This window comes from Candidatus Poriferisodalis sp., from assembly GCF_965204125.1.
Lineage (GTDB): Bacteria > Actinomycetota > Acidimicrobiia > Acidimicrobiales > Poriferisodalaceae > Poriferisodalis.
Genome location: NZ_OZ241968.1, coordinates 1,552,356 through 1,565,111 on the forward strand (window position 1 = coordinate 1,552,356; position 12,756 = coordinate 1,565,111).

Genomic DNA, 12,756 nt, shown 5'->3' on the forward strand with positions numbered 1-12,756 from the left:
AGCGGAAGTCAGAACTTCAGCGTCGCCTGGGCATGCAATTCGCGACTGGGCCGTTCTGGCCCAGCGGTATGGTGCGGCGCGTGCGGCTAGTAGGCATCTATGACGCTGACGGCGGGCTCGCCGGAGAGCTCCGCTACGCCTTAGGCAAACTGCGGGGCCGCAGCAAGTGCGCCCTGTGCGACATCACCCACGGCTGGAACCCGATGGGCTCGCGCCAGTGGAAGCAGGCCTGTGCGGCTACGCCGGTCGAGCTGGAGCTAGTGCATCGCGACGAGGCCACAGCCGCTCAACTCGCTGCTGCAGCCCAACTCCCTGCCATCGTGGCCCACGACGGCGAGCGCTGGTCGGCGGCGCTCAGCACGGCTGACATCACGGCTTGTGCGGGCTCGCCGGAACTGCTGCTTGAACGTCTCGCCGAGTGGTGAAGCACTTCGAGGACTCCGCCCCTGTTCGACGCCGCTGGCCTCTCGGGTGCCGGTACCGTCCTGTTCCGCATACTCGCTGCCGAAAGGCGAAGCCCTCGATGAAACCAGCTCTGTGGCGCCAGCTCCTGACCGTGCTCTTTGTGACCGCCCTGCTGGCGGCTGCGTGTGCTCCGGACGAACATGACGGGGTCAGCGAACCCGAAGCGGCCGACGACGAGACAGCCGAAGTTCACACCGACGAACCAGACGCTGTCGATGCCGACGCAGAGCCCGAAGCGACCGACGAGCCCGAACCCGCAGACGAACCTGAGCCTGCCGAAGAGCCCGCAGACGAACCCGAGCCCGCCCCCGAACCCATCGGCGACCCGGTCGACCTGGGCGAGTTCAACGACTACGAGCCTGCCGACCTCGACCCGTCGCTGCTGCCGGTCGACCCGGACGCGGTGATCGGCCAGCTCCCGAACGGCCTCACCTACTACCTGCGATCGAACGACTCGCCGGGTGATGCCGTGGTCATGCACCTCGCAGTCAACGCGGGAGGAGTGCTCGACCCCGAGGGCGCCGAGGGCGCCGCGCACTTCTTGGAGCACATGCTGTTCAACGGCACCGAGATGTTCTCCGAGAACGAGCTCGATCAGGTGCTGCGCGACATCGGCACCGACTTCGGCCACGATCTCAACGCATTCACCAGCCCTGACGAGACGGTCTACATCCTCGACTTCCAGCTAGATGATCCCGAGGCACTCGATCTCGCGTTCACTGTGCTGGCGGAATGGGCGTCAGCCGCCACCATCCTTCCCGCCGACGTCGAGCAAGAGCGAGGCATCATCCTCGACGAGTACCGGCTGCGCGACGAGTCGGCATCGGGCCGGATCTCCAACTTCCTCAACGCCATCTACTACGAGGGCACCGTCTATGAGGGAATGGAGATCGGCGGTACCGAGGAGTCGAACTCGTCGATCACCGCCGAGGTTCTGCGCGACTTCTACGACACGTGGTACCGGCCCGACAACATGGCCGTCGTCGTCGTGGGCGACCTGCCGGTGAGCCAGATGCAGGAACTCGTCGTCGAGCACTTCGGCGACCTGCCGGCGCCTGCCGATGCTCTGCCTGCCCAGCCGGATCGAAATCCGTTCACGGTGCAGTTCGTGACCGAGCCGGTCACTGACGTCGTGACGCACCCTGATCACGGCCCCATCTACATCTCGCTCGACTGGCAGCTGCCGGCATGGCCCACGGACACCCGTGGCGGCGAGCGGCTGCTGCTCATGGAGAACCTGATCGCGCAGATGCTCGACATCCGCTTGGACGCCGCGCACCGCGCCGGTTTGATGGCCCAGGCGACCGAGCCCCACTTCAGCGCGTTCGCGGCTGCGCGCGGCTTGCGGCTGTACGGCACCAACTACCAGGGCTCCGATCTGGTGCAGGCCACCACCGACTACCTGTCGGTCGTGGAGGGCGCGGCCCACTACGGCTTCACCCAACACGAACTCGAACAAGCGGTCAGCGCGATCCGAACGTCGCTCGACTTCCAGCTGCAGAGCGACGAGACGCGTCAGGACGACGACTATGCGATTGGCTACGTCCAGCACTTCCTGTCCGGATCGGACATCTCGTCCACAGCTGAGCGTGTCGCGCGCCTCGAAGGCTTGCTGGACACGTACTCGATCGAGGAGTTGACGGCGCACCTGCGTTGGGTGCTCGACATCGCACCACCGCTGGTCGTTTCCATCGGACCTGACCCCTCCGCGGTGCCGACTGCAGACGAGCTGCTCTCGGCTGTCGAAGCGGCGCGGCCGATTGCCCCGCCGGAGGCCGAAGAAGCCGTCGATGTGTTGATGGAGACGCCCAGTCCGGTCGCTCCCGTCACCGAGGCTGAGGTCGACCTGTTCGATGATGCGTACGAGTGGCAATTTGCCAACGGCGCCCGCGTGGTGTTCGCTCCGTCGGACATCGCAGCCGGCGAAGTGAACGTCGTAGCCGAGAGTCTCGGCGGCTGGTCGACGCTGACCGAGGGCGATTCGGCGCTCGTGCGCCACGCGGTCGGCGCGGTGGCCTCCAGCGGTGCGGGGGATGCCTCAGCAACCCAGCTCGACGAATACCTCGCCACGACCACGGCACGGGTCAGCCCGTACATCGCCGAATTCTCCGAGGGATTTTCCGGTGCAGCCGGATCCGACGACCTCGAAGCGCTGTTCACGCTGATGCACCTGTACGTGACCGAGCCGCGCATCACCGATGTGGCGGTCGCCGAACAGGTGCAGGCCATGCAAACGCGGCTCGCGAACGCCGAGACGTTCCCGCTGTGGATCTCGGAGCTGGAGTTGCTGGACGCGCTGTACGGCGGCAGCCCATGGCACAAGTTCATTGCGAGCCAAGCCCAGATCGACGCAGTGACCACAGATTCGCTGCTCGGGCTGTACCAAGCACGCTTGAGCGATGTCGACGATTTGGTCGTGGCAGTTGTGGGCGACATCGACCGTGGCACGGTGGCCGACTTGGCGGCGCGCTACATCGGCACGCTGCCCGCCGGTGAGAGCGACACGTTCATCAATCACCGTCCCGGCTTTCCCCAGGGAGTCGAGCGCCTCACGATCGCGGTCGATGCCGATGCCGGTGCAGCGGGCTTCAATGTCATGTTCGGAGCGGAGGCACCGATTTCCGTACAAACCACCGTCATCGCCGACGTGGCGGCGGCAGTGGTCAACGACCTGCTTGTTGGGAGGGTGCGCGAGGAACTCGGCGACACCTATTCAGTCGGTGCATCAGTGTCGCCGAACACTGCGGTCGACACATGGGAGGCGCGCATCAGCTCGACCGGCCCGTCAGAAGGCCTCGACGTGGGTCACGCGGAAGTGCTGCAAATCCTGACTGAGCTGATCGCAGACGGTCCCACCGAGCGCGACCTCGCCCAGGCGATCGCCGTGGTCCGTGACAACTACGCATTCGAAACCAACTCGGTGCTCATCAACCCGCTGCTGAGCCGCCATTACCTCGACGACGCAGACGTGGCCACTCCGGCACGTCGGCGCGCGGCCCTCGACGATGTCACCGCTGCCGACGTGCAGCAGTTCATCGCGCTGCTCTTCAACCTCGACAACCGCATCGAGGCCTTCCGCACCGCCGAGTAGGCAAAAAGGTCGACGGTTCAGCAAGCCGCATCAGTACGCATCGTCGGGGTACCTGACTGCGACAAGCGTCAGTCCGTGGGGCGGCGCTATGGGCGCCGCCGCATCCCGGCTGCGTGCAGACAGCACAGCGGGCACGTCGTCAGCTGCCGGGTCGCCGCGCCCCACCGCCACGCACTGGCCCACGATGGCCCGCACCATCTGGTGACAGAACGCGTTGGCCTCGATCTCGAACCGCATCTGTGCGCCCTCAGCCGACCAGCGCGCCCTCGACACGGTGCGCACGAGCGAAGCGTCGGGACGATCCTTCGGTCGCCTGCAGAACGAGGTGAAGTCGTGCTCGCCGACGAAGTGACCCGCAGCGACATTCATCTGGCCGATGTCGAGCGGAGCAGCAACATGCCATTCGAGGTCGGCACAGCGGGGGTCGGGATGTACCGCGTTTCGGATGCGGTACTCGTAGGCCCGGGAGCTTGCCGAATGGCGCGCATCGAAGCTGTCATCGGCGAATGCGGCGGCTGCGACGGCGATCTCGGGGTTCAGTATGCGGTTGAGCGCGGACGCCAAGCGCGGGGGTCCGGCTGGGTCGAGCCGCCGCAGCCCCTCGCCGCCGATCCGGAACGACACGACCTGCTCGGTGGCGTGAACGCCTGCATCGGTGCGGCCGGCCACGGTCAGCAGGGGCGCTTCGCCCAGGATGCGCTCGAGCGCGGCGCCCAGCTCGCCGGCCACCGTGCGAACGCCTTCATTGGCAGCGAAGCCGCGAAAACCCGTGCCGCGGTACGCCATATCCAACCGCACTGTTCGCTGCCCGTCCCCGCGGGCGGCCTCATGCTCGTTCATCGCTGGCACGGTAACTTCGCTGGGAGCGGTGCAGTCACGGCCAATCGTTGACCCGGCTGCATCGGCTCGGTCGCATCGGCCAGGTCACAGGGGGATACCGCACATGCTCGATACCAGGATTGCGGGCGGCACGATCATCGACGGCACGGGGGCACCGCGGGCGCAGGGTGACATCGGCATCTCCGGCGGGCGCATCGTGGCGGTCGGCGACGAGGCGGTTCAGGCGGCAGGTGCCGCCAGGCACACCATCGACGCCTCCGGCAAGGTGGTCGCGCCCGGTTTCGTCGACATCCACACGCACTTCGACGCCCAGGTCTTCTGGGACACCACCCTGTCTCCGTCGCCATTGCACGGCGTGACCACGGTGATCGGCGGCAACTGCGGCTTCACCATCGCCCCGCTGGAGCCCGACCACGGCGACTACCTGATGCGGATGCTCGCCCGGGTGGAGGGCATGCCGCTCGAATCGCTGCAAGAGGGCGTCCCGTGGGACTGGCGCAGTTTCGGCGAGTACCTCGACTCGATCGACGGCACCCTGATGCCCAACGCCGGGTTCCTGGTAGGGCACTGCGCGCTGCGGCGGATCGTGATGGGTGAGCGCTCGGTGGGCCACGAGGCCACGCCCGACGAGCTTGAGGCCATGAAGCGGCTGCTGGCCGAGAGCATCGCATCGGGCGGGCTGGGCTTCAGCTCGTCGTGGGCCAAGACGCATAACGACGCCGCCGGCGAAGCTGTGCCCTCGCGCCACGCTTCGACCACCGAGCTGATCGAGCTGTGCTCGGTGCTGCGGTCGAGCCCGGCGGTGGCTCTCGAGTTCATCCCAACCATCGAGCGCTTCGACACCGACGTGTACCAGCTGCTTGCCGACATGTCGGTGGCGGCGGATCGGCCGCTCAACTGGAACGTGATCTTCGCCAACGGCCGGCACCGAGATGTCATCGCCCAGAAGCTTGAAGCCAGCAACTTCGCCGCTCGCCAAGGCGGTCGCGTGGTGGCGCTGACCGCCCCGATGCCCGCGGTCAGCCGCCTGTGCTTCGAGAGCGGATTCCTGCTCGACACGCTGCACGGCTGGGCCGAGCCCATGGCGCTGCCGCCGGCAGAGAAGATGCAGCTGCTGGCCGACCCGCAGCGCCGCGCCGCGCTGAACGATCTCGCCCAGCAGCCGAGCGCGTTCCGGGGCGTGGCCCGCTGGGAGCGCCTCACCGTGGGCGAGGTCACCAAGCCCGAGCTCACGCACTTCGAAGGCCGCACGATCGGCGAGATCGCCGACGAGCAAGGCATCACGCCGTGGGATGCGCTGTGCGACCTGGTGGTTGCCGACGATCTCAAGACCGGCTTGTACCCGCGCGCTGCTGGGGACGACGACGACAGCTGGGCGCTGCGCCAGGAGCTGTGGAACGACGACCGCTGCGTGATCGGTGCATCGGATGCAGGCGCGCACCTCGACTTCCTGGCCACGTTCAACTACTCGACGTACCTGCTGGCCGCAGCCCGTGATCGCCAGATGCTCGAGCTGGAAGACGCCATACACAAGCTCACTGACATCCCTGCCCGCTTGTACGGCCTCGCGGACCGCGGCCGTCTGGCGGAGGGCTGCCATGCCGACGTCGTGGTGTTCGACCCCGACGAGGTGGCGCCGAAGCCGATCGAGGTGCGTGAGGACCTGCCCGGCGGTGCGTGGCGCCTCTATGGCGAGGCCGACGGCATCGACACCGTGCTGATCAACGGCGAGGTCGCCGTCAGCGGCGGCGAGTTCACCGATGCGCGACCGGGCACCCTGCTCCGGGCGGGACGCGACACTGTGCCTGTTCGGGCATCTGGCCAGTGACGGCATCTGGCTGAGCACCGGTAGCCTCTTGGGGTCTGTCTCGCAGCCGACCCCATGCGGAGTTCCAGCGTGCGCACCTATGCCCCCAAAGCATCTGAGATCGAGCGCTCGTGGTTCGTTGTGGATGCCGAGGGCATGGTGCTGGGCCGCATGGCGACCGAAGTCGCCAAGATCCTGCGCGGCAAGCACAAGCCCACCTTCGCCCCCTACATCGACGGCGGTGACCACGTTGTCGTGGTGAACGCCGACAAGGTGGTGCTGACCGGCAACAAGGCCACGGACAAGCTCGTGCACCGCCACTCGGGTTACCCCGGCGGTCTGCACAGCGAGAAGTACGGCGATCTGCTGGCCCGCCGGCCGGCCGACGCGGTGCGGCGCACCATCCGCGGCATGCTGCCGCACAACCGATTGGGCCGGGCTCAGCTGCGCAAGCTGAAGGTGTATGCCGGGCCTGACCATCCCCATGCCGCTCAGCAGCCCCAGCCGCTGCCGTTGCCCGACGCCTTGGCGCGCTGAAGCACCGATCGACCTCCGACGAGAAAGACCCCGATTTCGTGCCCGTTCCGCTGACGCAGACCACTGGCCGCCGCAAGCGTGCCGTCGCCCGGGTGAGGTTCCTGCCCGGCAGCGGCAACATCTCGGTGAATGGTCGCCCGTTCGACGAGTACTTCACGTCGTCGGTGCACCGCATGGAGATCACCGAGCCGCTGCGACTCACCGAAGCCGCCGAGAGCTACGACGTCAGTGCTACCGTGGACGGCGGCGGTGTGGCTGGTCAGGCCGGCGCGTTGCGCTTGGGCATTGCCCGTTCGCTGCTGGTGCTCGACCCTGAGGCGCGAACGACGCTGAAGTCCGCCGGTCTGCTGCATCGCGACGACCGCAAGAAGGAATCCAAGAAGTACGGCCTCAAGAAGGCCCGCAAGGCGCCCCAGTACTCCAAGCGCTAACCCGGCGTGGAACCCACCTTCGGAACCGACGGCGTTCGAGGGCGGGCCTTCGACGAGATCGATGAGGTTGTCGCGCACGCGCTCGGGCGCGCGGCGAACCGGGCGCTGTTCGCAGGCAATGATGCTGCGCGCTGGGCGGTTGGCCGCGACACGCGCGAATCGGGTCCTGCGCTGGCACGAGCGCTTGTTGCCGGCCTGCGAGCGACCGGCGCTGAGGTCATCGACTTCGGCATCGTGCCCACACCGGTCGTGGCATTTGCAGCCCAGCACCTCGACATGGCCGGTGCCGTGGTCTCGGCATCCCACAATCCGTGGCACGACAATGGCGTCAAGCTGTTCGCAGCGGGCGGTACCAAGCTCAGCGATGCCGAGCAGTCCGCCGTCGCCCGGTGTCTCGCCGACCTGCGGCTGACGCACGGCGACCGTCCGTCCGCGGCTGAGGTCGCACGCCGGCCGGACGTTGTTCCCGCTGTCCGCGCTGCTGAAGCTCAGGCGGAGCGGCCGAGCGAGATGGACCAAGTGCTGGATGCCTACGAGCGCTCGCTGTGCGCTGCTATCGACAGTCGCACGCTCGACGGCCTGCACCTGGTGGTGGACGGCGCGAACGGTGCGACCGCTTCGCTGGCGCCCGGAGTACTGCGACGGCTGGGCGCACAGGTCACCGCATTGTTCTGCGAGCCCGACGGTCGCAACATCAACGACGGCTGCGGCTCGGTGCATCCTGGCGCGCTCGGTGCGACGGTGCTCGACGTCGGCGCAGATCTAGGCATGGCGTTCGACGGTGACGGCGACCGGATGATTGCCGTGGACAGCGAAGGGCAGGTCATCGACGGCGACCGCCAAATGGCGCTGTTCGCTGTCGACCTAGCTGAGCAGGGCCTGCTCGCCAGCGACACGCTGGTCGTGACAGTGATGTCCAACGTGGGGCTGCGCCGGGCGATGGCCGAGGCCGGCATTGAAGTGCTCACGGCCGCGGTGGGGGACCGTGCGGTGCTCGAAGCACTGGATGGGGGCGGTCTCAGCCTCGGCGGCGAGCAGTCAGGTCATGTCGTCTTCCGGCACGAGGCCACCACCGGTGACGGTCTGCGCAGCGCCGTCCACCTTGCCGACTTCGTTGCCCGGCGGGCAGCGGGCGAATCGTCGCTCACAAGCGCTGAGCTTTCCTTGCAGGCGATGCAGGTTGCACCGCAGGTGCTCCGCAATGTGCCTGCCGGCTACGGATCGCTGGGCGATGAGACGCTGCGTGCGGTCGATGACATCGCCGCAGGGGCAGGTCCTGACGTGCGGGCGCTGGTGCGTGCCAGCGGCACCGAACCGGTCATCCGCATCATGGTGGAGGCCCCGACCGAGCGCGAGGCAACGGATCTTGTGGACCGTCTCGCCGACGTGATCGTCGAGGGCGTCGGCGCGGCCGGCACCGTCTAGTCACGGGTCCAGCTGCGCCGCTGAGCAGGGCGCGCGGCCGGTGCCGCCCAGTGGTGATGCGCCCGACCAACGGGCCGTCGGGTGCTCGGTACCCTCGCTGTTGTGTGCGGGATTGTGGCCGTTATCGGCCGCCGCGACGACAGGGTTGCGCTGGAGGCCTCTGCGGTTGTCCCGCGGCTGCATGACGCCGCCGGCCTGCTTGCTGCCGCAGCGGCCGGGGGCAATTCCGACGCCCCCTTTGACGGTCGCGATTCCCTCGAGCGGCTTGAAGCCGCCGCCGCGGTGCTGCAAGACGCCGACGAAGCGCTGCGATCGTTACCCGGCGTCCGCCTGCTGGTATCCGACGCGAAGTGTGTGCTCGACATCGAGGCAGCGTTGGCGACCGTGGATGAATCTGTCGACCACATCGACAGGGCACTTGATGCCGGCGATGCGCTGCCCGGTGATGAGGGCGCTCGCATCGAGCGCATCAATGCCTGCCTCAGCGAGCTGAAGGACCACGCATTCGCATTGCGCCGCGACCGTCTGCGGATGGCGCGGGAAGTGATCGGGCTCTGGGGCGGCTCGCCCCCGCCGGCAGCCGTGGGCGGACTCTGGTCGATCCAGGTCGCGCTGTCTGCACTTGACCGCCTCGAAGTTCGAGGGCGGGACTCGGCCGGGCTGCAGGTATTCGTACACGGAGCGCGCCTCGACGCCGATACCGGCAGCGCCGGCGGCGCGCACGGCGGACGGCTCACCGACCCGCTCTACGGTGCCGGCGCGGCGCGGGACACCGGCAATGGGCTGGCGTTCGTCTACAAGACCGCGTCGGAAATCGGAGAGCTCGGCGACAACACGTCGGCGCTGAGATCGCAGATCCGCCAGGACAGGTTGCTGCGCTGGGCTCTGTGCGTCGACGGCGCGGACGCGGTCGTGCTGGGCCACACCCGGTGGGCCAGCATCGGCATCGTCTCGGTGCCCAACACCCATCCCCTCGATGCATGGGGACCCTCAGACCCAGGCACGGATGTCCCGCACATCGCTGATTCGGATGGCGGCGATGTCCCGCACATCGCCGCTGTGCTCAACGGAGACGTGGACAACTACGCCGACCTGATCGCGCAGAGGCGTCTTCAGATTGCGCCCGAGATCACCACCGACGCCAAGGTCATTCCGACGATGCTGCGCCAAGCCCTCGCTGCAAGCTCGAACGGCGAGCACTCCACTGGTAGTTCGGTACAGCTTCGGCAAGCCTTCGCTGATGCCGTCAGCAGCTTCGAGGGCTCGGTGGCGATCGCGGCGCATGTCGCCGCGATGCCCGACGTGGCGGCGCTGGCACTGCGGGGGAGCGGCCAGGCGCTGTACCTAGGGGCAACAGGCCCGTCATACATCGTCGCGAGCGAGCCGTATGGCTTGGTCGAGGAATGCCGCCAGTACGTCCGCCTCGATGGAGAGACTCCGTCCGACCCAGCGAACCCCGTGGGCAGCCGCGGCCAGATCATGCTGGTCGGCACGCCCAGCGGCGCGGCGGCCGAACTCACTGCGCTGCGCCGCTTCTCCTACGACGGCACAGAGTTGCCCGTCGAAGCCAGTGACATCGTCACCGCCGAGGTCACCACCCGTGACATCGACCGGGGCGACTACCCGCACTTCCTGCTCAAGGAGATCAGCGAGGCTCCCCGGTCGCTCCAGGCCACATTGCGTGGCCGCATTGACACAGCCACAGCCGGCGCGCTGCGGCACGCCCGGATTGGAACCGACGCCCTGCCTGCCGATGTCCGGTCCCGGCTGCGGGACGGCTCCATCCGCCGCATCGTTGCCATCGGCCAGGGCACAGCGGCGGCTGCAGCGTCGTCACTGCCACATTTCCTCGAATCCCTCCTGGCGCCATCGCGCACGTTGCGCAGCGTCGAAGTGACGGCGCCTCTCGCCACCGAGTTCAGCGGCTTCGGCCTGCACGCCGACCTGTCCGACACGCTGGTCGTGGCCGTCAGCCAGTCCGGCACCACCACCGATACCAACCGCACGGTCGATCTCGCTCGCGCCCGAGGCGCGGCCGTGGTCGCCATCGTCAACCGGCGCGGCAGCGACCTGACCGACCGGGCCGACGGCGTGCTCTACACCTCCGACGGCCGCGACGTGGAGATGTCGGTGGCATCCACCAAGGCCTTCTACGCACAGGTTGCGGCGTGCGCGCTGCTCGCGTCCGCCATCGCCGCTGACATCCGCCCCGGCGACTCCACGACGTCCACTGCCATCAGTGAGCTGCTCGGTGCGCTGGTCAAGCTGCCCGCCGCACTCGAAGCCGTGATCGCATCGCATGGCGAGATCGCCCGGATCGCGCGGCGCCACGTGGGCGCCCATCGCCACTGGGCCGTGGTGGGCAATGGCGCGAACCGGATCGCGTCCCGTGAGATTCGCATCAAGCTGTCTGAGGTCTGCTATCACGCCGTCGCCGAGGACGGGACCGAGGACAAGAAGCACATCGACCTCTCGTGTGAGCCGCTCATCTGGGTGTGCGCGACGGGTCTCTCGGGCTCGGTCGCCGACGACGCCGCGAAGGAGGTGGCGATCTACCGGGCGCACCGTGCGACTCCGATCGTGGTGGCCTCCGCCGGCACCGGCCGCTTTGACGCCGCGGCGGAGCTGCTGGAGGTTCCCGCCGTGCATCCGGCAGTGGACTTCATGCTGGCGACGGCCGCTGGTCACCTGTACGGCTACGAGGCGGCGCTGACCATCGACGCACTGGCCGATCCGCTGCGTGAGATGCGTGCCAGTACCGAATCGCTGCTTGCGGTTGCCGGCGGCGATGAATCGTTGCCGGCGGTCCGCGGTCGTGCTGGGGCATCGCTCACGGCCCCCGGCCGCGAGGGCGACCTGCTGGCCGTGCTGGCCGAGCGCCTGCGCGCCCCAGCCAATCGCTTCCGCGACGGCGTGCGTGCAGGCAGCTATGACGGGCACCTGCGGGCGGGCACTGCGGCTCGCCTCGGAGCGGTGCTGCGGTACGCAGTGGGCATGACGCCGCTGGAGATGTACCAAGCGGACATCGGCAAGGTGGGGCTGCCTTCGGTTGTCATCGACGACTTCACCGATGCGCTGAATATCGCCATCGACGAACTCACCCGACCGGTGGACACCATCAAGCACCAGGCCAAGACCGTCACCGTCGGCATTTCGCGCGCCGATGAGACACTGCTCGACTCGATGCTGGTGGCAGCGGCGCTCGAAGCCGGTGCGCCGAGGGATCGGCTGTCGTATGCCGCGCTGCGCACCCTGGCCGCGCTCGACCCGGTGGTGGCCGAGGTCACCGGCTGGTCGCGATACCGCATCGAAGGCCAAGTGGCATCAGCCAGCGGCCCGGAGGTCACCATCTGGCTGACTGATCGTGGCGGCACGGCGCTCGGCATCGAGTCGCGCACGGTGACCAACCCGCAGCTGCGCGGCAGCAAGCACCGTGCCGCCTACGAGCGGGAGGTCACCGTGGCCCGCGGCCGCGACGGCCGCACAGTGCTTCACATTCCCGAGACCAAGGACGGAACGACAACCGGGCTGACGCTGCTGCACTGCCGCTTCGTGGAGCGGCTGCGTGCGCCGACGATGCGGTCGGTACTGATGGGCTACCGCGGTCGCTACGGGGCGCTCGCCGACGCAGTGACCGAGACGCTGCCATGGTTCCGTGACGATCTGCTCGGCACGCTCGACGTCTTCGATCTGCTGACCCGACCGGTGTACGTGCTCGCCGAGCATTGGCTGGGTGCTCCGGCCCCGCCCGGCGACGAGCCGGGTGAGTAGGACCGCCGGCACGTGAGCACCTCGATCGGGCTCGACATGGTGGATGTCCAGCGATTCGCCGCAGTGCTCGAGCGGCGCAGCGGCATGCGCGCCCGCCTGTTCACCCCCGCCGAGCTTGCCTACGCCATGGGGACAGTCGATCCCGACACCCGCCTCGCCGCCAGATTCGCGGCGAAGGAGGCGGTGATGAAGGTGCTGGGCATCGGATTGGGCGCGTGCAAGTTCCGCGACATCGAAGTGGCACGCCACCCCGGCGGCCGACCCGAACTGGTGCTTCGAGGCCTTGCGGCCGAACGAGCTGCAGCAGCAGGCCTGTCGGAATGGCAGGTGACGCTCACCCACACCGACTCGGTGGCAGCCGCCATGGTGCTGGCGCAATAGGCCGGGAG

At 68.0% G+C, this 12,756-nt stretch carries 9 protein-coding genes; 8 read left to right on the plus strand and 1 reads right to left on the minus strand.

Annotation, left to right across the window (positions count from 1 at the left end; all coding sequences use genetic code 11):
• Positions 1-32 precede the first annotated feature (32 nt).
• Together ACOGXD_RS07410 and ACOGXD_RS07415 are read left to right on the plus strand one after the other, a co-directional pair.
• Positions 33-425 carry a hypothetical protein gene (locus ACOGXD_RS07410; protein WP_419917208.1) on the plus strand — a complete coding sequence of 131 codons (393 nt, stop codon included), beginning with the start codon at positions 33-35 and terminating at the stop codon, positions 423-425.
• A gap of 98 nt (positions 426-523) precedes the next feature.
• Positions 524-3,556, plus strand: a complete 3,033-nt coding sequence (locus ACOGXD_RS07415) for a M16 family metallopeptidase (protein ID WP_419917209.1) — start codon at positions 524-526, stop codon at positions 3,554-3,556.
• Between the two features lie 30 nt (positions 3,557-3,586).
• On the opposite strand, the gene truA is transcribed toward ACOGXD_RS07415, so the two are convergent.
• Positions 3,587-4,396 (minus strand): tRNA pseudouridine(38-40) synthase TruA, encoded by an 810-nt coding sequence (gene truA, locus ACOGXD_RS07420; RefSeq protein ID WP_419917210.1) that lies wholly within the window; start codon positions 4,394-4,396, stop codon positions 3,587-3,589.
• A 103-nt stretch (positions 4,397-4,499) separates the two neighbouring features.
• Here truA and ACOGXD_RS07425 point away from each other — a divergent pair, with 103 nt between their 5' ends.
• The 6 genes from ACOGXD_RS07425 (at position 4,500) to ACOGXD_RS07450 (ending at position 12,748) form a co-directional block, all read left to right on the plus strand.
• On the plus strand, positions 4,500-6,224 hold the full coding sequence (locus ACOGXD_RS07425) for an N-acyl-D-amino-acid deacylase family protein (RefSeq protein WP_419917211.1): 1,725 nt from the start codon (positions 4,500-4,502) through the stop codon (positions 6,222-6,224).
• A gap of 69 nt (positions 6,225-6,293) precedes the next feature.
• Entirely contained in the window at positions 6,294-6,740 is a 447-nt protein-coding gene (rplM, locus tag ACOGXD_RS07430) for a 50S ribosomal protein L13 (RefSeq protein WP_419917212.1), read from the plus strand.
• A 38-nt stretch (positions 6,741-6,778) separates the two neighbouring features.
• The gene (rpsI, locus tag ACOGXD_RS07435; RefSeq protein WP_419917213.1) at positions 6,779-7,171 is read left to right on the plus strand and encodes a 30S ribosomal protein S9; all 393 of its coding nucleotides are present in this window, start codon (positions 6,779-6,781) and stop codon (positions 7,169-7,171) included.
• A 6-nt stretch (positions 7,172-7,177) separates the two neighbouring features.
• Entirely contained in the window at positions 7,178-8,596 is a 1,419-nt protein-coding gene (locus ACOGXD_RS07440) for a phosphoglucosamine mutase (protein ID WP_419917214.1), read from the plus strand.
• Positions 8,597-8,698: 102 nt separating this feature from the next.
• Entirely contained in the window at positions 8,699-12,367 is a 3,669-nt protein-coding gene (locus tag ACOGXD_RS07445) for an SIS domain-containing protein (protein ID WP_419917215.1), read from the plus strand.
• A gap of 36 nt (positions 12,368-12,403) precedes the next feature.
• Positions 12,404-12,748 (plus strand): holo-ACP synthase, encoded by a 345-nt coding sequence (locus tag ACOGXD_RS07450; protein ID WP_419917373.1) that lies wholly within the window; start codon positions 12,404-12,406, stop codon positions 12,746-12,748.
• Positions 12,749-12,756: the final 8 nt, after the last annotated feature.

What these genes read in the sequence shown, in the direction of transcription:
- ACOGXD_RS07410 (WP_419917208.1), top strand. Translation starts at nt 33, where the DNA reads ATGCAATTCGCGACTGGGCCGTTCTGGCCCAGCGGTATGGTGCGGCGC.
- ACOGXD_RS07415 (WP_419917209.1), top strand. Translation starts at nt 524, where the DNA reads ATGAAACCAGCTCTGTGGCGCCAGCTCCTGACCGTGCTCTTTGTGACC.
- truA (WP_419917210.1), bottom strand. Translation starts at nt 4,396, where the DNA reads ATGAACGAGCATGAGGCCGCCCGCGGGGACGGGCAGCGAACAGTGCGG.
- ACOGXD_RS07425 (WP_419917211.1), top strand. Translation starts at nt 4,500, where the DNA reads ATGCTCGATACCAGGATTGCGGGCGGCACGATCATCGACGGCACGGGG.
- ACOGXD_RS07450 (WP_419917373.1), top strand. Translation starts at nt 12,404, where the DNA reads ATGGTGGATGTCCAGCGATTCGCCGCAGTGCTCGAGCGGCGCAGCGGC.